We start from the raw sequence: 21,216 nt of genomic DNA, 5'->3' as shown, positions 1-21,216 counted from the left end.
CTTTTTTAGATAGTTTTTAACTCTTTTCTTCCCATATTTTACACAAATGCAATATGGTTTCAACCGCTTTTTGCATGTCCTGTACCGACACCCATTCCTGCTTGCCGTGAAAGGCATGTTCGCCCGCAAAAATGTTGGGGCAAGGCAAACCCATGAACGACAACCTGGAACCATCGGTGCCACCTCTTATGCTGCAAAGCCTGGCGGTTAAGCCGGTACGGTTAATGGCTTCCATGGCATACTCCACTATTTGGGGGTGTTCGTCGAGCACATTTTTCATGTTACGGTATTGCTGGCTTACAGTCAGGCTATAGGTAGATGCCGGATATCTTTGCAACACCCTTTCGGCCGTTCTGCGGATCACATTAGCATGGTCGTTTAGCTTTTTTTCATCAAAATCGCGGATGATAAAATCTATACCGGCGGTTTCTACATGCCCTTCTACAGCCACCGGATGAATAAAGCCCTGCATACCCTCCGTATGCTCGGGCGATAAAGCATCTGGTAATGCCGCTATAATTTCGCCGGCAATTTTTATAGCGCTTTCCATTTTGCCTTTTGCAAAACCCGGGTGGGCGCTAACCCCCTGTATAGTAAGCCTGGCCCCATCTGCCGAAAACGTTTCATTTTCCATATTGCCGGCGCTTTCGCCATCTATGGTATAACAGGCATAGGCGCCCAGTTTGGCAATATCCACGTGGTCAACACCGTGGCCTACTTCCTCATCGGGGGTAAATAATATGCGGATGGTGCCATGCTTTATTTCGGGGTGGTTCATCAACTGGTAACAGGCATCCATAATTTCGGCCACACCGGCTTTGTTATCGGCGCCCAATAAGGTAGTGCCGCTGGCGGTTATCACATCATGGCCCAATTGATTTTTCAGGTCGGGGTGCTCGGCCTGCCTGATAACTTGCGCGGGGTCGTCAGGCAATATAATATCCTGCCCCTGGTAATTTTTATGAATAATAGGTTTTACATTTTTTCCGCTGCAATCAGGCGCTGTATCCATGTGCGAGCAAAAACAAATTACGGGCACTTGCTTGTCCGTATTGCCTGGTATAGTGGCATATACGTAACCAAACTCATCAAGGTGAGCATCCTCTACGCCAATGGCCAGTAGCTCATCAACCAGTAAGCGGCCCAAATCTTTTTGCTTTTCTGTTGACGGAAACGAAACAGAAGAGGGGTCTGATTGCGTATCAATGGTAACGTAACGTAAAAAGCGTTCGGTTACCGTAAAGTTTAATAATGAATTAAAGTTCATAAACTATATTAGTAAAATCACCGGCCGGCCCACCGGGCGCGTTCTATTTGTAAATATTGATTAAAATTTAGCTTTGAAAAAATTTATTCTGTTTTTTATTCTGGCAACGTTTTCGGTTATCGCGCAGGCGCAAAGTGGTTATAATTATTATGAGTGGGGCTTTGGCGGAGGCATTGGCTACGGCAAGGGCTATACAGATACCAAAAAACAGGACTATCACCCTATATTTAACGTCAATATCGCTTACAATTACAACCCGTACCTGCCTATAGCGCTCGAATTTCAGCTGGGAACACTTTCGGGCGGCGGCCGCACCCGCGATAAAGATGCATCGGGCCGGCAATATAAAAACAATTTTAAGGCGCTGATCCTGCACAGCGACTTTCAGGCAGGCGACTTAATAGACTACTCAGACAATGGCATTTTAAATGTTGTCAAAAACTTTTACCTTGGTACAGGTATTGGCGCTGTTTTCAATAGCATGAAAGATATACAGCGCACCAATTTATATATTGAAAACGGGCCGATCGGGACTACCAGGGGCTTTGAAGGGAAAGACAAAAGTGTAAACATGGTTTTGCCCCTACGGATTGGTTATGAATTTAAAATTTATGACGATTATGATCAGGTAGGGTATACCATTACTATTGGATATGAACATAATTATACGTTTGGCGAAGGTTTGGACGGGTATAACGATGACCCGCAAATATTCAAGAATAACGCGCCCGACCAATATGCTCACTTTACTTTGGGTTTCAGGTATAATTTTGGCAATACGGTATCATACAATAAACTGATAAGGAACTTTAAATTTTGAACATAGAAGAACTGCGCGATTATTGCCTGCAAAAACCGGGAGCAACCGAGGGTTTTCCTTTTGGCGAGGATACCCTGGTGTTTAAAGTTGGCGGTAAAATGTTTTTACTCACCGGCCTCCAAAGCGGCAATAGTTTTAACGCCAAGTGCGATCCTGAACGGGCGGTTGACCTGCGCGAACGCTATACTGAAGTACAGCCCGGCTATCACATGAATAAAAAAATGTGGAACACCGTACATATGGATGGTTCATTACCCCGAAAGCTACTGTGCGAACTGATTGATCATTCGTATGAACTGGTGGTGCAAAGCCTGCCCAAAAAGATACAGGCCGAAATTGACGAGCTCAAAGGCTGATAGTAAAAATACCCTTACACAAGTGACGGCTTTTTATACTTAACCCTATATTTGGGCAATAGCACCTTTCATGAAAATAATTTTATCGGCCTTATTGGTTTGTTTTATATCGTGGTCTGCCAGGGCGCAGCTTACCCCATTTGAACTCAGCAGAGATAAAAACTATACCGCCACCTATGCACAGGTAATTGCTTATTATAAAAACCTGAACAAGCTGTACCCGCGGCAAATGAAAATGCTTAGTTATGGCACTACAGATGTTGGTAAACCGCTTACCCTTATCGTGCTATCGCGCGACGCGATTTTTGACCCGATACTCATCAAAAAACAGAACAAGCGGGTGCTGCTCATTAATAATGGCATCCACCCGGGCGAGCCTGAGGGTATTGATGCCAGTATGATGCTGGCGCGCGACCTGCTTAAAAAAAATGAGCTGCCAAAAGATGTAGTTATCTGTTTTATCGCATTGTATAATATTGATGGCAGCCTTAACCGTGGTCAAAGCCGCGTTAGCCAGAACGGCCCGGTGGCCTATGGTTTCAGGGGCAATTACCGCAATCTTGACCTTAACCGCGATTTTATAAAAGCCGACAGTCGGAACGCCCTGGCATTTACGCAAATACTAAATACCTGGAAACCCGAGATATTTTTGGATAACCACACCAGCGACGGCGCCGATTATCAGTACGTAATGACGCTGATAGAGACCCAAAAGGACAAACAAAACCCCATCCTGGCCAATTATACTACCAAAACACTTACGCCGTACCTGTATAACCACATGAAAAAAAGCGGCTATGAGATGATACCTTATGGCGCCGGCGAAGAGGGCTTGCCCGATTCTGGCATTGTTAGTTTTTTAGAAACGCCCCGCTTTGCCACTGGTTTTACAGCGCAGCACAACATCATCAGTTATATTACCGAAACGCACATGCTCAAGCCTTTTGATAAACGGGTGTATGCCACATACGACTTTATGCAGCACCTGATAGCTATTAACCAGCGGGACGCCAGGTTGATAGGAGAGCTTAAACAAAAAGCCGATGAACAGGTAACAAAACAAAAAACATTTGCTCTAAACTGGGTGGCCGATATGCAAACCATAGATACCATTACCTTTAAAGGTTACAGTGCCGAATATAAAACCAGCGAAGTAAGCGGTTTAAAACGGTTGTATTACGACCGCAATAAGCCCTACACCAAAACCATAAAATATTACAATACCTATAAAGTTACCGCAACTGCCGATAAACCAATGGCCTATGTAATACCGCAGGCATGGGGCAAAATTATTGACTTGTTTAAACTGAACGGGGTTAAAATGCAGCAGCTGGCCCATGATACCACGCTGAACCTGCAGATGTATTACATTACAGACTATAAAACCCCGCAAAGACCTTTTGAAGGACATTACCTGCACACAGGCGTTCAGCTAAACCCGGTGGATATGCCGGTTAAGTTTTATACCGGCGATTATGTGGTATATACTAACCAGCCCATTAACCGTTATATAGTGGAAACTTTAGAGCCGCAGGGCGTCGACTCTTTTTTTACCTGGAACTTTTTTGATTCCATGCTGGCCGAAAAGGAATACTTTTCCGACTATGTTTTTGAGGATATGGCCGCGGATCTGCTTAAAAAGGATCCCGCGCTTAAACAAAAACTGGATGATGCTAAAAGCAAAGACTCTAAGCTGGCCGGCAGCGCACAGGCACAATTGTTCTTTGTTTACCGCAATTCGCCGTATTTTGAAAAAACTTTTATGCGCTACCCGGTGGGCAGGCTGTTAACTGATACCAAACTTGATCTTAAATAAATGGAATACCTGATAATAACGCCCGTAGCGTCTGTCATATTTGTTATTACCCTCATCACTTCAATATATGCCTTTTACAATCAAAACTTGTATGGCAAAATGATGCTGCATCCTTATAGTGTTTCGCGCGGGCACGGCCTTTACACGCTTATTACCAGTGGCCTTATCCACCGCGATACTATGCACCTGCTGTTCAATATGATGTCTTATTACTTTTTCGCTTTTCAGCTGGAGCAGGTTATAGGGCACTGGCAGTTTGGCTTACTGTACGTAGTAAGCCTTATTTTAAGTGATATGCCTTCGGTATTAAAAAATAAAGAGAATTATAATTACTATAGTCTCGGTGCATCAGGAGCTATCAGCGCTGTTGTTTTTGGCGCTATATTGTATTTCCCGCTGGCAAAAATGGGTTTGATATTTTTGCCTATCCTTATACCTGCTTTTGTATTTGGTATCCTGTATTTAATTTATTGCAGCTATGCCTCCAAATACAGTCGCGATAATATCAATCACGACGCGCACATGTATGGTGCATTAAGCGGTTTACTGATCACCTTTTTGCTCAACCCGCCGGTACTGCCGGCATTTGTTCAGCAAATCAGCGGGGCAGTTCAATCAATGCTGCGTTAATAAAGCGGCCATCGGCATCAAACAAAAAGCTCATAGGTTCATCAGGTTTTTTGATGATCTCGAGCAGCAGGAAACCCCAGTTTTTCCAGAAGTTTTCCAGTACCTGGCCGTAAACTTTGTTCATCCAGTCGTCAAAAAGCGGTTTGCTGCTGGTGCCGCGCAGGGGCATGGCCTCCACGTAAATAGTATCGGCAACGGGTAAAATATTATACTCGGGCAGGCGGTTAAACAGGTAGGCCGAGTAAAAAAAGCGGGCGTTTAACTCCTCAAATTGTATTGGGTGCAGGGTTTGCCCCCTGGTTTTTTCCAGTGCCTCGCGGTGATAGCTGGCATTAGCGCCGTTATCCTGCAGGCAAATGATAATGCCGAAATCTTTTATCCTTAATGAAAAGGTAAGCGTATTGATCTCATCGCGGTAGCCAAAAATATCCCCCGCATTATCAACCTTAAACAAAACCAGGCTAAATGGTTTAAAGCCATCAAATTCAATGGGCAGGTTTAAACTTTGCAGCATCAAATGCAGGTGGCTGAATTTATGGATAATGGCCTGCGACATGTTAAACTCTTCGCCCTGGGCGTGCTGCTGCCTGATACCGGCCTGTATCTCGTTAAAAATAATCCCGTAAAGCAGCTTACCGGCCCACTGAAACAATTTCAGCTCATCGAGTTGTTTGATTGCTTCATAACCGGTATCAAAAGCGGCAGCTATTTCTGCCTCAAGCGGTTCGAGGTACTGCTCATTCACCGCGGCGGCACAGGGGAGCTTCAGGTCCTTATAGGTGGCCATGCTTTCGTCAAGCAGCTTAAAGGGCTTGTCTTCCAGTTCGTAACGGCTCATGAGCCATTGCGGAAAAACCTGTATCTTTTCTTCTTCAGAGTTTAACGCCTGTCCGGTAAGGAAACATTTGCTGTTACTGAAATTAAAACGCTCAAACGGTGAATAAATTTGTGCCGGCATGGGCGCAAAGATAAGCACGTTTTTCATTCTAAAATTTTAGCTTTGGTTTTTAACATGGAACTGACATATCAACCGTTTGAACTGCAATTAAAGCACGCCTTTACCATAGCCAAATTTTCGCGTACCTCAACACCGGTTATGCTGGTGCAAATAAAGCACGAAGGTTTTACCGGTTATGGCGAAGCCTCCATGGTACCCTATATGGGCGAAAGCCATGAAACAGCCACGGATTTTTTAAGCAAGGTTAACATGGGCCGGTTTAACTATCCCATTGATTTTGCCGCCATCACTAATTATCTGGATAGTATTGCGCCGGGCAACCCTGCTATAAAAGCGGCTATTGACATTGCCCTGCATGATCTTGACGGAAAAATAAAACAGCAGCCCTGCTGGCAATTATTGGGCAGCAACCCTGCCCTTATGCCGGTAACCAGTTTTACCATAGGCATTGATACGCCCGAAATGATCATTAAAAAAGTAAAGGAAGCCGAAGGTTTTAAGGTGATTAAGGTAAAGCTGGGCCGCGATACGGATAAAGAACTGATAGGCACTATACGTTCGGTTACCGATGTGCCGCTTTATGTAGATGCCAATCAGGGCTGGACCGATCTGCAGCAAAGCCTTGATATGACCTTTTGGCTGCAAGAGCAGGGCGTACAGCTGATAGAACAACCCATGCTCAAAACTGACCCCGACAGTAATGCCTGGCTTACAGAACGCAGCCCTATCCCCATTATTGGCGATGAAGCGGTACAGCGGTTTGAAGATGTGGTGAAGGCCAAAGGCGTGTATACCGGCATTAATATCAAACTCATGAAATCGGCTGGTATGTATGAGGCCAGCCGGATGATAGCCAAAGCCCGGGAACTGGGACTGAAGGTCATGATAGGCTGCATGACCGAAACCAGCTGCGCCGCGCTTGCCGGCCTGGCGCTTGCCCCGCAAGCCGACTGGGTTGACCTTGACGGCCCCTTCCTGGTAAGCAACAACCCGTACCAGATGCCTGATTTTGCCGATGGCAGGTATGTGCTGAACAATGACGCGGGTTTGGGGATAAGGATGTAGGCACGGATTTTTTCTTGTTAAATACAAAAAAAGCGTCATTGCAAGGTACGAATACAACCGACCGTAGGGAGCTCATTAATACCGCTAAAATAACACAACATTAATAACCTCTATGCTTTACAGAGCAAATATGCCTATTGTAGAGCGCTCAATTGCCGCTGAGGCTGTTACTTTTGTCTTGATACAAAAGTAACCAAAAGATCAAGTCAGCAGAATGCTTCTTTGCCGCACATGCCTTTGCCCTGCAAAACAGGCAGAACCACGGGCTGCTTAATTTTTACTCCACTTCGTTCCCGCTATCCCAGCTTCAGTAAAAATGGCTAATGCCCTTCCTGCCGCACAAGCCCAACATGTTCTGCCCGCTTTCACCCGAAGCTTAACTGCTGACGGGAAGAATGATGGTTATAATTAGATGATTAAAGTTGGCTGTCATTCTGGGCTTGTCGAAGTATGGTGGGCTGGCGCGCGGGGGAATGTTGTCATCCTGAGCGATAGCGAAGGATCTTCTTCACCTTGCTAAACGCTGGCTTTTCTTTTAAAGCTAATGCTTCATTCGCTACCCATAGGTGGACGGGCCTGTCACCCTGAGCTTGTCGAAGGGCGCGCGTAGAGGCCTTTCCCCGTTATCCTTCGACAAGCTCAGGATGACAGCCCTTTTTTGTGTCATTCCACTTTCAAAGTCCGCGGATGTTAAAATTCAGCATAACAAATATTTCATAGTAATAGCGATTTTCAAGAACAAAAAAGCCCGGGTGCCATTAAAGGCATCTGGGCTTTTTTATAAATAATGTTACGGATTATTTTTTTGCAGCAGCGTTGTTAGCAGCTTCAATAATAACTTTGGCTACGGCATCGGGGTGTGAGATGAATACTACGTGACTGGCTTTTATTTCGGTTACTTTAGAGCCGGCACGTTTGTACATGTTACGTTCAATGTCGGGGTTAATTGCTTTGTCTTCAGTAGCTACTATGGCATAGCTGGGTTTGGTTTTCCAGGCAGCTTCAGTAATTGGGGCTACAAAACCTTGCGCGGCTATAGGACCTTGTGAAGCATACATAAAATCGGCTTCTTCTTTACTCAGGTCGGCAGCAAAACCGGCATGGAATTTTTCTTTGCTAAAATATACAAAACCTTTATCGTCTGGAGGCAGTATACCGTTTTCGGGCGCTGCAGGTAACGACTGAACCAGCTTCAGGGTGGTTTCGCCATTGTCAGGTGCAAAGGCGGCTATATATACCAGGCCAACTACCTTGGGGTTTGTACCTGCTTCGGTAATTACTGTTCCGCCCCAGGAGTGGCCAACCAGTATCACTGGTCCGTCTTGTTTTTCAATAGCGCGGTTTGTGGCGTCCACATCGTCTTTAAGAGATGTTAAAGGATTTTGAACAACGGTTACATTGTAACCTTTTTTTGTAAGGATATTGTAAACACCTTTATAGCCCGAGCCATCGGCAAAAGCGCCATGCACCAGCACAATGTTTTTTACGGGTGTTTGTGCCTCTGCTTTAGGAGCTGAGCCAATAATGGTTGATAAAATAATTGCTGAGGCGGCTATGCCGCTTTTTAATGAGTTTTTTAGTGATTGAGTTTTCATTGTTTTTGTATGCTGATGTTTTATGTTCGAATCAACAATACAAAGGTGCAGTAATTATCGGTACTGCAGAATGAATATACTTCCCGATGGCTTGTACTTATTTCCCTGCCACGGCCAGGTTTTTACTGTTCCTGAAATCTGTTGGCGAAAACAGGGTGTGTTTTTTAAAAAACTTGCTAAAATGCGCCGCATCATCAAAGCCCAGTTCATAAGTAATTTGCTTAGCCGATTTGTCGGTATAAAACAGCAGGCGTTTGGCTTCTATTAGTATGCGCTCCTGTATGATCTGTACTGGCGATTTATGGTTATACAGCGCGAAAAGATTTGACAGTGTTTTGGGAGATTTATTTAACCGGCCGGCGTAATAACTCACGCTGTGCTGTTCATGAAAGTTCATCTCTACCAGTAAATTAAACTTACGCAGTATATGAAAGCGGTCGTCATTAAGCTTTACGTTAGGAAAGCTGCCCAACCGGGCCAGCCGGGTAATCATGATAATAAGCCGCTTTAATAACATCAAGATCATATCGTTCTGTATATGATCATCAGTTTTAAGTTCCTCAATAAATATATCCAGCATCAGCTGTAGCTTTCGCTGGGTAGGTTCATCCAGGCTGATGAATACATTATCGTTCATTCCAAATAAAAAACCCACGCAGCTTACCTCAGTGTCATGGTCAACAATACAATAAAACTCGCGGTTAAATTGCCAGGCCACAACATCGGCTGATTGCTCAAAACAAAACGACTGGTTAAACATGAGCGGCACTATAGTTTGCGGCATAAAATCATGCTGCGTGCCGTCAATGGTTATGGTTTGTTTTTCACCGCGGTTCCAGGCTATGGTAAAGTATTTATGATCATGATCGCGGGTATAAAACAGGCGGTCAAACCGAGTTTCGTTATAGAACAATAACAAGTCGCCGCCTGTGTTCAAGTCTGATACTGATAGTTTCATGGCGGGGATAAAGATATTACAAAAACAAAAGGATGTGGTTAGGCCGTGTCATTTTCCGGCCTGCGCCATCCCTTATTTATCGCTCAGCAAAATGGGGTTCCCTTTGCCACCGCCAATAATGATCACTTTGGCATTGGGCGACAGGGCTATTTCCTTTTGGGCCTTAATAGCTTCGTATTGCAATTGCTTATCTGACAAGCCGGTTGACAGGATCCGCTGATAATCAGCTATACCCTGTGCTTCTACGCGCTTGCGTTCGGCTTCCTGGCGTTCCTTTTGCAATACAAACTGCATTTTCTGCGCATCCTGCTCAGCATTTATCTTTGATTCGATGCTGGCCCTTACCGAGGCGGGCAGGGTAATGTTACGCACCAGGATCTGCTGTAGCTCAAGCCCGCGTTTTGAGAAATTTGTTGAAATGGTACGGTTTATTCTATCCTGAAACTCCTGCCGTTTTACCGAGTAAAGGTCAACAGCAGTATAATTAACCGCATTGTCACGTATAACAGTGCGCGATACCGGGCGAACGATCTTATCAAGATAAGTTTCGCCAATGTTCTGCATAATGTAAGGAGCCCTGTCTGGGCTCACCTTGTATAAAACAGAAAGATCAATGGTAACTTCCAGCCCGTCTGAAGATAGTACCCTTATGGCATCGTCACCTTCTTTCTGGCCTTCGTTATTAACGGCGCTCATGGTATACGTTTGCGTTTGTATATCAAAGGTGGTAACATCAACCAAGGGGTTAATGATGTGCAAACCGCTCTCCAGTATATTATCCTGTACTTTGCCAAAAAGGGTTTGCACACCAACTTTGCCCGGTTCAATAATTTTAAACATGGATAGTAATAAGCCAACGGCAACTATTACTATCCCGGCGGTACTTACTATACCGCTAAACCTGCCGGCCGGTTCGGGCGAGCGCTTGAGCACTATACCCACAATGAGCACAATAACTCCTAATATTGCAATAAACATGCAATGAAGTTACTGCTTTTTTTGCGAGTTCTTTACGTCTTTTAAAAGTCTTATTTTTAACACAATAACTACGCCCGCAATAAGTATTGCGGCACCCAGCAGGGTGTAATTTTTATTGGTATTGGCCTGGTATGCCACAAATAGGCATAAAACTATACCTATAGTATACAGCACATTAAGCACTAACTTAAAAGCCATAATTAATATACGTTAAGCGTTGGGTCAATTTCGGCAGCCCAGGCCAGTATACCACCCTGTAAATTTGAAAGATTGGTATAGCCTAATTGCTGCAATTGCATAATGGCGGCCGCGCTGCGTTTACCGCTGCGGCACATTACCACAACCGGTTTATCCTTGCTTATTTTATCGGCCTCAATTAAAATACCGCCGAGTGGTATCAGTTGTCCGCCTAAATTAGATGTTTCATACTCAAAATCTTCCCTCACGTCAATCAATTGAAAATCTTCGCCGTTGTCCAATTTTTCTTTTAGTTCCTGTACGGTTATCTCGTTCATGTCAAATAAAATTATAATCCAAAGGTAGCTTTTTTTCTATATCAAATAATTAAGCCCGATTTTTGTAACAATCAATGCTTAAGTGCGTTTTATGTATAATATTGCACAATACTTATGTTTTGATGCAGTAGGTGTCTATAAATAACGGTGGCAATGAGAAAGGTTTACAATACTATAACATTACCACCACTAAAAAAGATCGTATAAATGAAAAAAATTACCCGCTTTTTCTGGTTTTGTTCAGGAGCGCATATTGATACCCTAAAAAAATACCCTATTGAGCATAATAAATATGTGGGCATAGGCGCCACCATATTTTTTACGGCCCTGTTTGCTTCCCTATCGGGAGGGTATGCCATGTATTTTGTTTTTAACGGGGACGCGTTTGCCGTTGGTTTTGCCATTTTGTTTGGCCTGCTTTGGGGCACTGCCATTTTTAATATGGACCGCTACATTGTATCAAGCATTAATAAGGAAGGCACTACCAACCAGCAGATATTGCAGGCCTCGCCCCGTATCTTGCTGGCTATTATGATAGGTATAGTTATTTCGCGCCCGCTTGAACTTAAGATATTTGATAAAGAGATACGCCAGAAGCTAAAAACCTCATACCTTAAAGGCCAGCACCGTAAAATTGATACACTCGAAAAAACCTATCAGCAAAAATATGCCATGGAGATGGGTAAGAACGGCGACCTGAAAAAGGAAAAAGATTCATTGGAAAGGGACATTAACCGTTCGCGCTACCAGCTTAACCAGGAAGTTTTTGGCGATAAAACCAACCAAACATCGGGTATTACAGGTTATGGTACCTATGCCAAGCAAAAACAAGCGGTACTGGAAGAAAAAGAGAACAGGTTAAAACAAGTGACCCAAAACCTGGGACAAATGGATGATTACCTTGCGGCACGTAAAGACTATGAGGGACTGAACAGCACCCGGCTGTTTACGGAGCACCAGCTGGACAGTCTGTCGAGCATTGCGGGCTTTAGCGACCGTAACTGGGCGCTTGGGCAACTTACCTACAATGAAAACGGCACGCGCGATCTGGATACTTACCTGGCTATTTCCTTTATCGGGTACCTGTTCATCCTGTTTGAGTGCCTGCCGGTATTTGTAAAACTGATGTCGCCCAAAGGACCATATGATGTGGCAATAGCCAAAATATCTGAAGCCAATATTTATTTTGCCGAAAAGGACAAGGATCGTGATATAGCAGTTACCGACAATATTTATGATCATGCGGTAGGTACGGATATTGAACGGCGAAAGAAGATCATCACCTCCCAATCAGATTATGATTTTGAGCGCCATAGTTACGAGTAGATGATATAATGCCATATACCATGGCGCTGCAAAAAGCATTGGTTTTGCTTACCGCTGTGTAATAGGCTCATGGTGCTCATGGCACGCGTCGGCACAAATACGGCAGGCTTCGGCGCATTGCTGGCAATGGTCCTGATCATGCTTGCTGCATTCATCCGCACAAAGCCGGCATATCTCTTCGCATAATAATAAGTACTGGTGTGCAATCACAGAATCGCGCTGCAGTAGGCGGGCGGCCTGCGCGCAAATATCGGCACAATCCCGATCAAGGCTGATGCATTGCGCCATCATTTGTATGTCGCGTTCATGTAAACAAGCAAGCGCGCAGTTTTCACAAGCCGCAACGCAATTCAGCAATTTTTGAATTAGCTCCTGGTGATTATGATTTTCCATATCAGTAGTTATTTAAGTAATATTAAATAATAATACCCTATGGTTTAAAATTGTTTTTCCTAATTTAAATTGCTACCATCCCTTAAGCTGTTTCAGATAAGCCGTTAGTTCGTCGGCTATAAACTCATGCTCTTTCATGTCGGGGTGGGCACCGCAACCCTGGTAATATCTTCTGGAGAAAAAATATTTAAACACTTTTTTATCACCGCTGGTATTGGCATATGCGGTAACAGCGGTAAGATAGCGCTGTAGTACAGGTGTTAATTTTTCGTCGGCCATGGGGCTGCTCAGGCAAACTATATCGGCAGCGGGATATTTTTGCCTTAATGCAGCAATGAAGTTAACATAGGTATCGCAAAACAATACGGAATCCTGCACGCCATCATTTTGGCCCAGGCATACAGTAACCACATCGGGCTGGTAGCGTTTAAAATCCCAGGCCAGCGAGTCATTGCGCAGGTAAACCTTGTCAAACACCCGCGGCATGGTTATATCCATATTGCAGCAGCTATGTACCAGCCCAATGCCCGATACGGAGGTAAGCTGCCATTGCGCGTTTAAATTGCGGGAGGTTCGCGCGCCGTAACTCATGTAAGCATTATGCTGATCATACCATTCACCCTTACCGCACGGAGTGGTTGATTGGTCCATACCTGCGCCGCTGGTTATGGAATCGCCTATGTATTCAACCTTGCGGGTGGGTTGTTCTGGCAGGGGTAAAAGCTGCACGCATCTTATGCCAACAAAGTCAATATAGCCTATCTGCGATTCGGTATCCTTGCAAATAACTATGGTATGTTCGCCGTCGGCCAGTCCTTCGGCTACCGTTAATACATTGGTTTTACCCGTGGTTTGTACACGGTAGGGGGCGTTGTTATCAACAGCTATTTCCAGATAATTATAGGTTTTACCGTATAATACTTCGTCATTGATCAATAACTCGCATTTTTTTCCTTTAAAGCGGGCTTTGATATAAACACCCGGCGCCCACATACGCGGTTTTAAGGGATTTGAAAAATCAATGCGCCCCGCGTATTGTATGTTCGTGTTATTGGGCCTATATAATTTAAGCGTTTCATTTAATATCACTGCATTGGAATCCCATGATATATGCAGGAGTACGATAAAAAGTAAACCAGTTATATATTTCATCATATCAGGTAAAAGTGTGCGGTAAAATTAGCCATTTATCAATACCTGTATAAATACTTTTTATAACATTTAATATAACAAATTTAAATAATAAGCAAAAAGGCTGCTCCTGATGAAGGAGCAGCCTTTTTTGCTACGATTTTTTATATTTTTTTTATTGTTGCTGATCCTGCTCTTGATTCTGATCTGCGGGATCGTCAGATGGGGTACCTACAATTTTGTAAGCTTTGTTCCCATTGTTGTCAGTTGTTTCCTGGTAATAAAAACCATCCGGAGACACATAAAGCTTTTCACCGTTGATCTTTATTTTCCTGCTATCCTCAGGCAGCTGGCCAACAACATCACCTATTTGAGGGGCTTGCTGATAGTCGCCATTTCCCTGGTCGGTATTCAGTTCGCCGTCTTTACCTGCAATTACATAGGCGGCTGTGCCATCGTCTTTAGTGATAGGCTGATAGTAAACACCGTTTGATTCATAATACTGCTCGCCATTGATCATGATCGATTGTGCATCAGAAGGCAGTTTTTTAATCTCGGCACCTACCGGTGGTTCAACCACGGTATATTGATCATTGTACTGGCGGTAGTATAAACCATCACTGTAATAGTACTGATAATCACCCCAGTAAAACGGATAGTATCCGTAAGGTAAAAACCCTATGCTGAAGCCAAGTCTTGGCAAATAATAAGAATTATAATAGTTGCGGTACGGGTACCAGTAATGGCTTCCGAAATATCCACCGCGGCCACCATATCTGCCCGAATAAACACGGTTTCCGTATCCATAATTGCCGCCACGGTAATAAGTACCACGGCCGCCATTATAAGCACGCCTGTCAACACTGGCATAGCCACGGGAACCATAGCTGTAATTTCTTGTAGCAGTTCCGCCGTTAACACGGTTACCACCAGGTGCTGCATTTATATTTTGCCTGTTTGCATAACCGTAATTACGCTGCGGGGCCACACTAATGCCGCTGCGAACAGCGCTACCTGAACCATAGCTACGTTGTGGAGCAGCTACCGCGGCACGGTTGCCACCACCATAATTAACTGAAGGGCGTGAAACAGATGGACTGATTGAAGGCCTCGAGAAACCGCCGCCACCACCACCGCCACCTGATGATCTTACGGCACCGCCACCGCCGCCGCCACCACCGCCACCTCTACGCTGTGCATTGGCAGTAAAAGCTAAAGACAGGCTCATCAGAGCGCCTAAAGCAAATGTGAATAAATTTTTATATGTCCGTTTCATGATGAAAATTTTTTACTGACCAGCCCGGTATTTTGGCTGATATAAATATATAGACTAATAATTGCTTTAACGGTTTAACGTATATTTAATTATAATTAACAAAAAGTACACCAACAAATATTTTAGCTGTAAAAACAGCTTATTTATACACTATACTGACTTAACCCAGCTCTTCGGCAATAAACAGGAACGGTTGTTTGAACTGCAGTGTAAAAAAACCGTCATGGGTGGTTTTATATATGCCCGGCCCTGCCGGCACTAACCCAATATAATTCAATTCAGCAGCGTCGGACAGTAGCTTTATGGCATCGCCTGCCGGTTTCCACTTACTAAAGCCTGAACTAACCGCGTAAATTTTTTGATGTTTAAAAAATATTACGAGATTAATTTTATCAGCATAGCCTTCAAAATCACGGAGTTCCAACATATCAGTTACGATATTTACAGCCGGATAATTATGCTTTATCAAATATTTTAACGCCGCTCCTGTCAATGTGTCATCACCGCGGGCTATCAGTTTTACGTCCGATTGCAAACCTTCATTATCCTTATTGGTAACTATCCAATCCACCTTAATACCAAAGGTATCCAGTTTTTCGGCTGTATGCGGGGTGGTTATCACTGTGGGGCTCCACTCCAGTAACTGGCCCAGCAATTCTTCCGAAAAATCTTCAAGCCCCAGCACCAACAGCGCCGGCTCCTGTTTTTCGCGTACAATATGGTGCGAAGACATTAGATAAAAGTAGGTAGATTAAATGAATATTTAGTGAAAATTTAAGTCAAGGATAATTGAATAATAATATCAACGTCAGGCTAAATAACTTCTCACTCTTGGAGTTATATTAAAAATGTTTTTATCAATTAATTCATCTTTTAATGCCCAATAATCCAATAAGTCCTGATAATTGTGAGGCTCATTATTAATGATGTTTTTTATTTGATTCCAGTATAAATCATCTTTATCCGGATCACTATCCAAAAACTCATCATACGAAGCTAATATTAATGACAAAAGAGCCTGTTTGACCGGTAAAGAAATAACTGGATTTTCAAATGCTTTTATAAATTCATTTAATCTTCCTGAATCAGCCATTTCAATATCCCAGTCTTGTTCACCCCCTTTTGCAGGTAAATCAAATAATTCATTTAGATATTTAATGGCTTGCAGATATGGTGACATATAGATAGTTTAATACACCTTTCTGTAAAACTCCTTCACTGCGGCGGCGGGTTCAAGCGCAAGGTTAATGGCTCCCGATACCGCCACGCCGTAGACGCCTGTTTGCAATAAATGATCAACATCCTGTAGTTGTATGCCGCCCACCGCAATAACCGGGATATCAACGGGCTGTTTCTCCAGTTTTCGATACCCTTCAAAACCAAGCAGCGGATAGTTATTGGGTTTAGTATCGGTATGCGCGAAGGGGCCGTAGCCGCAATAATCAACTACAGCAAGGGCTTGTATTTTTAACAACTCATTGGGGTTGGTGGCCGACGCCCCTAAGGTTTTATCTTCGCCAATTATTTTACGTATGGTTACCAGGTCGGCGTCAATATCTTCTATATGCACACCTTGCGCGTCAACCCGGTGAATAAGGTCGTAATGATTGGTGATGATGAGCGTAGCGCCCCAGTCGTCGCAGATCTCCGCTATTTCGTTGATCTCATCTATCAGTTCATCCTCGGGCTTGCTCATGCAGCGGTATTGCACCCAGTTTGCACCAGATTCGCAGGCTGTTTGCACCTGTTGTACATGGCTGCGTTCGGCAAGGTCCTGAGTTAAATAATGAAATTTAGATATGTATTTTTTCATGATCATCAGAAAAATGACTTTGTGTTACCAAAGCCGGGAAACATTTTATCGACAAAGAGACGCATGGCCGCGTCTCTTTGTATTAATAATTTAAACATAACCTGCACAAATGCAGCTACCGGCATAGCGCAGGTTATGTTCTATAATTTTTCCTGTACCAACGCCTCGCTGATGGTTTTGCCTATGTTGCCATTAGGGGCCTGTATGTGTAATAATGAGGCAACTGTAGGTGCAATATCAGTCATGTGTGTTTGGCGGGTAAGGCTGCCGTGTTTAATGCCCCAGCCCATAAATACCAGCGGAATATGAGTGTCATAAGGGCTCCAGGTACCATGTGTTGTACCGGTAGCGCCATGGCCCGAGTACCATCCGGATTTTAAAACGATCTGTATAACACCGCTATGCTCGCGGTTATAGCCGTTGATGATGCGGTAACGTAATTCCTCAGGAACGGTTGTTGCCTGTACCTTTTGCATATCAACAGCAAAAGCAATTGCCGGTTGTTTTTGCAGGTATTGAATGCAATCGAGCTTTAACAACTCCTCGTTTAAACCCTCTTTTTGTATGGCGGCATTGTTCAAATTTACCTGGTAATTATCCATGCTGATCACCAGGTTTTTCACTTTGTACTTATCTTCCAGCAGCTTATTCATTTCCTTTTGGGCGTCCGCGTCATTCCATGTTCCGGCTGGTATGTTATGATCAGTAAGGAAAGTTGCATTATGCGCGGCGCCATGATCGGCAGTTAAAAATACCGAGTAATTGCCTTTGCCCACGGTTGCATCCAGGTAGCTAAAAAAAGAAGCGAGGTCACGGTCAAGCCTCAGGTAAGTGTCTTCGGCCTCTACCGAGTTAGGGCCAAACTGGTGGCCAACATAATCTGTTGATGAAAGGCTCACGGCTAAAAAGTCGGTCACCGTATTTTTGCCCAGTTGTTCGCCTTCAACAGCTGCTTTAGCCAGGTCTAAGGTCATGGAGTTACCATAAGGGGTCGACCGGATCATGCCCATTTTGCCGTTATACAGTTCAGAAGTTTTAACCGGAAAGGTAGGAGAGGCAGTTCCGGGAAATTTCCCTTCGTACCTGTCGCTGTTATCAGGGGCGCTTTGCAGATAGGTATTGATGGGGTACAACGTGTTCCAATCCTGTTTCAGGTATTTTTCGGGTATTTTCTGATCATTGAATTTTTTGGTCCAGGCAGGCAGGTCGGTCATATAATAAGTACTGCTTATCCAGTTGCCCGAGGCATCGTCAAACCAGTATGCGGCATTGGCGGAGTGGCCCGCCGGTAAAATTCCGCCGCGGTCTTTAAGCGCTATGCCTATCACCTTTGAACGGAAGTTTGTAGCCAGCCTTAATTCATCGGTAACCGTAGTTACCAGCAAGTTGCGTGGCGACATCTGCCCTGCTTTTGAGGTGCTGCCCACGGCCCTTACCGTACTGTCATCAGTACAGTACATGGATTTTCCGGTGGCCTGTATAATAAAATCGTTGCCGGCAATGCCATGCACAGCAGGTACAGCACCTGTATAAATGCAGGTATGCCCGGCTGCTGTAACCGTTGGTATATAATCAATATTGGTGTTTTCGCAGGTAAACCCATCATTCAATAAGCGCTTAAATCCGCCGGTTTGATAGCGGTCATAATATCGGTACAGGTAATCCCAGCGCATTTGGTCAACCACAAGGCCAACTACCAGTTTAGGGCGTGGCAATGAGTTTGCAGCAGGTGCTGTTTGAAGGGTTGCGGTTTTTCTTTTTTGTGCGGATACCGAAATGGCAGTGACAGATAATGAAATAAGCAGTAGATATTTAAACTTCATTTTGTTGATTTGGATTTGCCAAATATCAGCAATGCTTTCAAAATGCAGTATGATTTTTATGTTAATTATAGTTTATTGTTACAAAGGATGGATTTGAGATTTGGGACCGGATCTGCGCAGCGTGGCAGTAACTTCCCCACACGTCATTGCGAGGTACGAAGCAATCTCTATGCTATACAGAGCAAATAAACCTATTACAGAGCGCTCATTGTCGCTAAGGCTGTTACTGTGTTTTGATAGGAGACTATATACGAGGTTAGACCAAATGTTGTTAAATTTTAGAATCTCGTATTGTTCTTTTTTTAAATAGTAGAAAAACTACACCTATTGTTATGGGTATAAGAGAAATGCAATATGTACCCAAGCTAATTCTTCCTGATTCTCCTTCTATTTCAGGGTCATTCAGTCCTGTTAAAAAAATAAGGAAAAGTACTCCACTAATTATAAAAAACCATCCTAAAAGTAGCTTAAAAACCTTCATGATAATTATTTTTTCGGTATTGGTTTTGGCTTATCCTCTTTTTTAGGCTTAGCAGATGAAAGATGTTTAATGCTTCCTATGGGGTTTTATCTTGCTTTACCATAGTACTAAGTTAAATAAAAAACTACAAGACGGCACGAGATCTTCTCAATCTAAGGACCCATAATAAGCCAATTCTCCGCCAGAAATGCTTCTTTACGCACATCATCCAACATGATAAACTGATTTTTTATCAGCTTTCAAATGTAAGCAGGGAATGCTGGCTGGCGGTATGCAGATCGCGCCATACCTGGTTTATCTCCGTATCAGGATTGGCGGCCTGTAAGCCACAATAGGGGTATAGCTCATCTACACATGCCCTGGCAGTTTTGGCCAGGTTGCGACTGGCTGTGCTTACCTGCTGCAATGAAGATGCCCCGCCGGTTAAATCGCCCGGCCATGATGTATCAATCGCACGGTAAAAATCAGTACGCGCGGCATTCAGCTTGTCTGTCAAATTTTTTAACAATTGTTTAATGGTGTTCTTTTGAGCCGTGTTTAGTTTTTCGCCCTTTATTTTTTCGTCGAAGATGAGCCCGCACAGATCCGTAAAATGAACCGCGAGGCCCGCTATGTTTGCCGCCAGTGTTGCCTCCGCCAGTTGTAAAAACGGATATTGATACAGGGGCTCATTGATCACCGCATAGTTAGGGTCTATCCTGAAGCAGCGATCTTTTTCCACAAAAAGATCACGAACTTCATAAGCATCGCTGCCGGTTCCCATCATGCCTATAAATTTCCAGGCAGATAGGAAGGTTACGTCCTTGCGGTCAAAAATAAAGGGTATTATCAGCGGGCTGCCGTCATCATTTAAAACGGTTTCTTTACCTTGTTTAATTACACAATTGGCGGTTAAATGCGTGGCATGGTGTACGCCGCTGGCGTATTTCCAACGGCCGTTTATAATGTACCCGCCATTGGTAATGGTTGCCGTTCCGGTTGATGCGCCACTGCCCGCCAGGCATAAATGAGGGTGGGCAAACAGGTGCGGGGCAATTTGGGGCGATAAAAATCCGCCGAACCAGCCCGCGCCGCTGCACAATGTAACTACCCAGCCCAGGCTGCCGTTGGCCCAGGCCAGGCTTTCTTCCAGCCGTACCATTTCAGGTAATGCCAGCTGCAAACCACCATACGCCCCAGGGACTAAAAATTTGAACCAGCCCTGCTCATGAACAAGCGCGAGCTGCGCCGGATGCAGCATGCCTGCATCTTCGGCCCAGGGTACATGCTCCCGGATTATTTTAACCCATTCTGGCTTGAGGTGCTGCGAGGGATGGATCATTTAGATGTGAGATATGAGATATGAGATATGAGATATGAGAAAAGGTCATGTAAGTTATTGGTTTTAGCTCAGATCTCATGTCTCAAATTCCCTGTCCTTTTTTAAAACTTTTTTCCATTCAAAATAACCAAAACAAGCTACTATAAATAAAAACACCGTTAATATGGCAAACATCGGTAGCTTTTTATAAAACAACAGCGGAACGGCAAACAGGTTGGAGATGTTTAAAAATATCCAGTTTTCTATCTTCCGGCGGGCAAGCAGCCACATGCCCGCCCAGGCGGTTGATGATACAAAGGCATCCCAAACCGGCACGTTTGATGGTGTAAAGTTTTTAAGCAGCATGTATAATACAGCCCAGCCGCCCAATGATATGGCCAAACTTATCAGCCATTCGTTTTTATTGGACCAGGCGACCTTCACCGGTGGCTGGTCGCGTTTTTTTATCCAGTACACCCAGCCATAAATGCTCATTACTACGTAATATACGTTCAATGCAGATTCGGCGTACAGCTGGGCTTCCATCAACAGCACAATGGATAACACCGTAGCCAAAATACCCGTAGGATAAAGCCAGATATTATTAACCCGTGCCAGCAAAACCTCTGCAACACCCAGGGCAACGGCAAGCCATTGCACCCAGGTGGTTTCTTTTATCTGTTCAATAAAAAGCGTTATGAGGTTATGCATAATT

Annotated in this window: 22 protein-coding genes; 6 read left to right on the top strand and 16 right to left on the bottom strand. The window is 44.1% G+C overall.

Going from position 1 to position 21,216, the window contains the following annotated elements:
- Nucleotides 1-16 precede the first annotated feature (16 nt).
- Nucleotides 17-1,267 (bottom strand): peptidase T, encoded by a 1,251-nt coding sequence (gene pepT / locus J2W55_RS08110; protein ID WP_310094065.1) that lies wholly within the window; start codon nt 1,265-1,267, stop codon nt 17-19.
- Nucleotides 1,268-1,340: 73 nt separating this feature from the next.
- Here pepT and J2W55_RS08105 point away from each other — a divergent pair, with 73 nt between their 5' ends.
- From J2W55_RS08105 to J2W55_RS08090, 4 genes are all read left to right on the top strand, one after another.
- Nucleotides 1,341-2,087 carry a hypothetical protein gene (locus J2W55_RS08105; RefSeq protein WP_310094062.1) on the top strand — a complete coding sequence of 249 codons (747 nt, stop codon included), beginning with the start codon at nt 1,341-1,343 and terminating at the stop codon, nt 2,085-2,087.
- Nucleotides 2,084-2,443 carry an MmcQ/YjbR family DNA-binding protein gene (locus tag J2W55_RS08100; RefSeq protein ID WP_310094059.1) on the top strand — a complete coding sequence of 120 codons (360 nt, stop codon included), beginning with the start codon at nt 2,084-2,086 and terminating at the stop codon, nt 2,441-2,443. The genes J2W55_RS08105 and J2W55_RS08100 overlap by 4 nt, the downstream gene beginning before the upstream one ends.
- 70 nt (nt 2,444-2,513) lie before the next feature.
- Nucleotides 2,514-4,259 (top strand): M14 family zinc carboxypeptidase, encoded by a 1,746-nt coding sequence (locus J2W55_RS08095; RefSeq protein WP_310094056.1) that lies wholly within the window; start codon nt 2,514-2,516, stop codon nt 4,257-4,259.
- Nucleotides 4,260-4,889 carry a rhomboid family intramembrane serine protease gene (locus J2W55_RS08090; RefSeq protein WP_310094054.1) on the top strand — a complete coding sequence of 210 codons (630 nt, stop codon included), beginning with the start codon at nt 4,260-4,262 and terminating at the stop codon, nt 4,887-4,889.
- On the opposite strand, the gene J2W55_RS08085 is transcribed toward J2W55_RS08090, so the two are convergent.
- Nucleotides 4,858-5,874, bottom strand: a complete 1,017-nt coding sequence (locus tag J2W55_RS08085; RefSeq protein WP_310094050.1) for a hypothetical protein — start codon at nt 5,872-5,874, stop codon at nt 4,858-4,860. The two genes, J2W55_RS08090 and J2W55_RS08085, sit on opposite strands and share 32 nt — an antisense overlap.
- A gap of 27 nt (nt 5,875-5,901) precedes the next feature.
- Here J2W55_RS08085 and J2W55_RS08080 point away from each other — a divergent pair, with 27 nt between their 5' ends.
- Nucleotides 5,902-6,912, top strand: coding sequence for a dipeptide epimerase (locus tag J2W55_RS08080; RefSeq protein WP_310094048.1), 1,011 nt, complete (start codon nt 5,902-5,904; stop codon nt 6,910-6,912).
- 797 nt (nt 6,913-7,709) lie between these two features.
- Here J2W55_RS08080 and J2W55_RS08075 read toward each other — a convergent pair.
- The 5 genes from J2W55_RS08075 to J2W55_RS08055 form a co-directional block, all read right to left on the bottom strand.
- Nucleotides 7,710-8,507, bottom strand: a complete 798-nt coding sequence (locus J2W55_RS08075) for an alpha/beta hydrolase (RefSeq protein ID WP_310094046.1) — start codon at nt 8,505-8,507, stop codon at nt 7,710-7,712.
- A 97-nt stretch (nt 8,508-8,604) separates the two neighbouring features.
- A complete protein-coding gene (locus tag J2W55_RS08070) occupies nt 8,605-9,465 on the bottom strand; it encodes a helix-turn-helix domain-containing protein (RefSeq protein ID WP_310094043.1) in 861 nt (286 codons plus the stop codon).
- A 72-nt stretch (nt 9,466-9,537) separates the two neighbouring features.
- Nucleotides 9,538-10,443 (bottom strand): prohibitin family protein, encoded by a 906-nt coding sequence (locus tag J2W55_RS08065; RefSeq protein WP_310094041.1) that lies wholly within the window; start codon nt 10,441-10,443, stop codon nt 9,538-9,540.
- 9 nt (nt 10,444-10,452) lie between these two features.
- Nucleotides 10,453-10,641: a DUF6358 family protein gene (locus J2W55_RS08060; RefSeq protein WP_310094038.1), complete on the bottom strand. Its 189-nt coding sequence runs from the start codon at nt 10,639-10,641 to the stop codon at nt 10,453-10,455.
- Between the two features lie 2 nt (nt 10,642-10,643).
- Nucleotides 10,644-10,958, bottom strand: a complete 315-nt coding sequence (locus J2W55_RS08055) for a rhodanese-like domain-containing protein (protein WP_310094035.1) — start codon at nt 10,956-10,958, stop codon at nt 10,644-10,646.
- A 207-nt stretch (nt 10,959-11,165) separates the two neighbouring features.
- Between J2W55_RS08055 and J2W55_RS08050 the strand changes: the two genes are divergently transcribed.
- On the top strand, nt 11,166-12,284 hold the full coding sequence (locus tag J2W55_RS08050) for a DUF4407 domain-containing protein (RefSeq protein ID WP_310094032.1): 1,119 nt from the start codon (nt 11,166-11,168) through the stop codon (nt 12,282-12,284).
- Nucleotides 12,285-12,332: 48 nt separating this feature from the next.
- On the opposite strand, the gene J2W55_RS08045 is transcribed toward J2W55_RS08050, so the two are convergent.
- The 9 genes from J2W55_RS08045 to pnuC form a co-directional block, all read right to left on the bottom strand.
- Nucleotides 12,333-12,677 carry a four-helix bundle copper-binding protein gene (locus J2W55_RS08045; protein WP_310094029.1) on the bottom strand — a complete coding sequence of 115 codons (345 nt, stop codon included), beginning with the start codon at nt 12,675-12,677 and terminating at the stop codon, nt 12,333-12,335.
- Between the two features lie 72 nt (nt 12,678-12,749).
- Nucleotides 12,750-13,832, bottom strand: a complete 1,083-nt coding sequence (locus J2W55_RS08040) for an SGNH/GDSL hydrolase family protein (RefSeq protein WP_310094027.1) — start codon at nt 13,830-13,832, stop codon at nt 12,750-12,752.
- A gap of 151 nt (nt 13,833-13,983) precedes the next feature.
- Complete coding sequence (locus tag J2W55_RS08035) at nt 13,984-15,084, bottom strand: DUF6515 family protein (RefSeq protein ID WP_310094024.1); 1,101 nt, start codon at nt 15,082-15,084, stop codon at nt 13,984-13,986.
- 160 nt (nt 15,085-15,244) lie between these two features.
- Nucleotides 15,245-15,817 (bottom strand): thiamine pyrophosphokinase, encoded by a 573-nt coding sequence (locus tag J2W55_RS08030; RefSeq protein ID WP_310094021.1) that lies wholly within the window; start codon nt 15,815-15,817, stop codon nt 15,245-15,247.
- A 75-nt stretch (nt 15,818-15,892) separates the two neighbouring features.
- Entirely contained in the window at nt 15,893-16,264 is a 372-nt protein-coding gene (locus J2W55_RS08025; protein ID WP_310094019.1) for a hypothetical protein, read from the bottom strand.
- Nucleotides 16,265-16,273: 9 nt separating this feature from the next.
- Nucleotides 16,274-16,897 (bottom strand): thiamine phosphate synthase, encoded by a 624-nt coding sequence (gene thiE / locus J2W55_RS08020; protein WP_310094016.1) that lies wholly within the window; start codon nt 16,895-16,897, stop codon nt 16,274-16,276.
- Nucleotides 16,898-17,037: 140 nt separating this feature from the next.
- Nucleotides 17,038-18,720, bottom strand: coding sequence for an alkaline phosphatase PafA (gene pafA, locus J2W55_RS08015; protein ID WP_310094013.1), 1,683 nt, complete (start codon nt 18,718-18,720; stop codon nt 17,038-17,040).
- Nucleotides 18,721-19,433: 713 nt separating this feature from the next.
- Nucleotides 19,434-20,522, bottom strand: a complete 1,089-nt coding sequence (locus tag J2W55_RS08010) for an acyl-CoA dehydrogenase family protein (protein WP_310094012.1) — start codon at nt 20,520-20,522, stop codon at nt 19,434-19,436.
- Between the two features lie 75 nt (nt 20,523-20,597).
- Nucleotides 20,598-21,212: a nicotinamide riboside transporter PnuC gene (gene pnuC, locus J2W55_RS08005; protein ID WP_310094010.1), complete on the bottom strand. Its 615-nt coding sequence runs from the start codon at nt 21,210-21,212 to the stop codon at nt 20,598-20,600.
- Nucleotides 21,213-21,216 lie beyond the last annotated feature (4 nt).

The organism is Mucilaginibacter pocheonensis, from assembly GCF_031456535.1.
In the GTDB taxonomy this organism is placed as follows: Bacteria; Bacteroidota; Bacteroidia; order Sphingobacteriales; family Sphingobacteriaceae; genus Mucilaginibacter; species Mucilaginibacter pocheonensis.
Note: the sequence above shows the minus strand (reverse complement) of the source record. Positions and strands in the feature narration are given on the sequence as shown.

What these genes read in the sequence shown, in the direction of transcription:
- thiE (WP_310094016.1), bottom strand. Translation starts at nt 16,897, where the DNA reads ATGAAAAAATACATATCTAAATTTCATTATTTAACTCAGGACCTTGCC.
- pepT (WP_310094065.1), bottom strand. Translation starts at nt 1,267, where the DNA reads ATGAACTTTAATTCATTATTAAACTTTACGGTAACCGAACGCTTTTTA.
- J2W55_RS08075 (WP_310094046.1), bottom strand. Translation starts at nt 8,507, where the DNA reads ATGAAAACTCAATCACTAAAAAACTCATTAAAAAGCGGCATAGCCGCC.
- pafA (WP_310094013.1), bottom strand. Translation starts at nt 18,720, where the DNA reads ATGAAGTTTAAATATCTACTGCTTATTTCATTATCTGTCACTGCCATT.
- J2W55_RS08030 (WP_310094021.1), bottom strand. Translation starts at nt 15,817, where the DNA reads ATGTCTTCGCACCATATTGTACGCGAAAAACAGGAGCCGGCGCTGTTG.
- J2W55_RS08040 (WP_310094027.1), bottom strand. Translation starts at nt 13,832, where the DNA reads ATGATGAAATATATAACTGGTTTACTTTTTATCGTACTCCTGCATATA.
- J2W55_RS08035 (WP_310094024.1), bottom strand. Translation starts at nt 15,084, where the DNA reads ATGAAACGGACATATAAAAATTTATTCACATTTGCTTTAGGCGCTCTG.
- J2W55_RS08055 (WP_310094035.1), bottom strand. Translation starts at nt 10,958, where the DNA reads ATGAACGAGATAACCGTACAGGAACTAAAAGAAAAATTGGACAACGGC.
- J2W55_RS08080 (WP_310094048.1), top strand. Translation starts at nt 5,902, where the DNA reads ATGGAACTGACATATCAACCGTTTGAACTGCAATTAAAGCACGCCTTT.
- J2W55_RS08090 (WP_310094054.1), top strand. Translation starts at nt 4,260, where the DNA reads ATGGAATACCTGATAATAACGCCCGTAGCGTCTGTCATATTTGTTATT.
- pnuC (WP_310094010.1), bottom strand. Translation starts at nt 21,212, where the DNA reads ATGCATAACCTCATAACGCTTTTTATTGAACAGATAAAAGAAACCACC.
- J2W55_RS08070 (WP_310094043.1), bottom strand. Translation starts at nt 9,465, where the DNA reads ATGAAACTATCAGTATCAGACTTGAACACAGGCGGCGACTTGTTATTG.
- J2W55_RS08045 (WP_310094029.1), bottom strand. Translation starts at nt 12,677, where the DNA reads ATGGAAAATCATAATCACCAGGAGCTAATTCAAAAATTGCTGAATTGC.
- J2W55_RS08095 (WP_310094056.1), top strand. Translation starts at nt 2,514, where the DNA reads ATGAAAATAATTTTATCGGCCTTATTGGTTTGTTTTATATCGTGGTCT.
- J2W55_RS08065 (WP_310094041.1), bottom strand. Translation starts at nt 10,443, where the DNA reads ATGTTTATTGCAATATTAGGAGTTATTGTGCTCATTGTGGGTATAGTG.
- J2W55_RS08060 (WP_310094038.1), bottom strand. Translation starts at nt 10,641, where the DNA reads ATGGCTTTTAAGTTAGTGCTTAATGTGCTGTATACTATAGGTATAGTT.
- J2W55_RS08085 (WP_310094050.1), bottom strand. Translation starts at nt 5,874, where the DNA reads ATGAAAAACGTGCTTATCTTTGCGCCCATGCCGGCACAAATTTATTCA.
- J2W55_RS08025 (WP_310094019.1), bottom strand. Translation starts at nt 16,264, where the DNA reads ATGTCACCATATCTGCAAGCCATTAAATATCTAAATGAATTATTTGAT.
- J2W55_RS08050 (WP_310094032.1), top strand. Translation starts at nt 11,166, where the DNA reads ATGAAAAAAATTACCCGCTTTTTCTGGTTTTGTTCAGGAGCGCATATT.
- J2W55_RS08010 (WP_310094012.1), bottom strand. Translation starts at nt 20,522, where the DNA reads ATGATCCATCCCTCGCAGCACCTCAAGCCAGAATGGGTTAAAATAATC.